Source organism: Pseudoxanthomonas sp. LjRoot204_2 (genome assembly GCF_056175765.1).
In genome coordinates this window covers 1-1321 of the sequence record NZ_JBGFFG010000659.1, presented here as the reverse complement: position 1 = coordinate 1321, position 1321 = coordinate 1, and the positions used below count along the sequence as shown (strand labels likewise).

Sequence of the window (1321 nt, the reverse complement as noted above, 5' to 3'; positions counted from 1 at the left end):
GGTTTCCCTCGGGTTTTGGCGACGCTCTTGCATCCCTCAGGCGATGGCCCCATAACGGGCCCATTGGTGCCTTCGCACCCCTGCATTCCGCACCTCGCTGGAGCCCCCATGCCCCGTCGTTCCCCCTCCGAAATCCTCGACCTGCCGGTCCTGCCATTACGCGACGTCGTGGTGTTTCCGCATATGGTCATCCCGCTGTTCGTCGGTCGCGACAAGTCCATGCGTGCGCTCGAGCAGGCCATGGAAGCCGACAAGCGGATCATCCTGCTGGCGCAGAAGTCCGCCGAAACCGATGACCCGGCCGCCGCTGACCTCTACACGGTCGGCACGCTCGCGCAGGTGCTCCAACTGTTGAAGCTGCCGGATGGCACCATCAAGGTGCTGGTCGAGGGCACCGCGCGCGTCAGCGTGTCGAACGTCGTCGAGCGCGATGGTTCGTTGTACGGACAGGGCGAAGAGATCGATTCCACCGACGCCCGTGAGCCGCGCGAGATCGAGGCCGTGGCGCGATCACTGATGGGCCTGTTCGAGCAGTACGTCAAGACCAACCGCAAGCTGCCGCCCGAACTGCTGCAGACGCTGGCGGGCATCGATGAGCCCAGTCGCCTGGCCGATACCATCTCGGCGCACCTCGGTGTGCGCTTGAGCGACAAGCAGCGCCTGCTCGAAACGGTCGAGGTGGGCGAGCGGCTGGAGCTGCTGGTCGGGTTCGTCGATGGCGAGATCGATGTTCAGCAGCTGGAGAAGCGCATCCGCGGCCGCGTGAAGTCGCAGATGGAGAAGAGCCAGCGCGAGTACTACCTCAACGAGCAGATGAAGGCCATCCAGAAGGAATTGGGCGAGCTCGACGAGGCGCCCAACGAGCTGGAGGAACTGGCTCGCAAGATCGCGGAAGCGGGCATGCCCAAGCCCGTCGAGACGAAGGCGCGCAACGAGCTCAACAAGCTCAAGCAAATGTCGCCGATGTCGGCCGAAGCCGCCGTGGTTCGCAACTACCTGGACTGGCTGCTTGGCGTGCCGTGGAACAAGCGCACCAAGGTCCGCAAGGACCTCAAGGTCGCGCAGGATACGCTGGACGCCGATCACTACGGCTTGGAGAAGGTCAAGGAACGCATCCTCGAGTACCTCGCGGTGCAGTCGCGCGTGAAGAAGCTGCGCGGTCCGATCCTGTGCCTGGTTGGACCGCCCGGCGTCGGCAAGACGTCGCTGGGCCAGAGCATCGCCAAGGCGACGAACCGCAAATTCGTCCGCATGTCGCTGGGCGGCGTGCGCGACGAAGCCGAAATCCGGGGCCATCGTCGTACCTATGTCGGCTCGATGC

1 protein-coding gene is annotated in these 1321 nt (G+C 64.5%); it reads left to right on the top strand.

The genetic code is table 11. The features are described 5' to 3' along the window. Positions 1-108: 108 nt before the first annotated feature. Positions 109-1321, top strand: a 1213-nt coding sequence (locus AC04L7_RS18860; RefSeq protein WP_475513724.1) for an LON peptidase substrate-binding domain-containing protein, incomplete at its 3' end; no start/stop codon positions are given.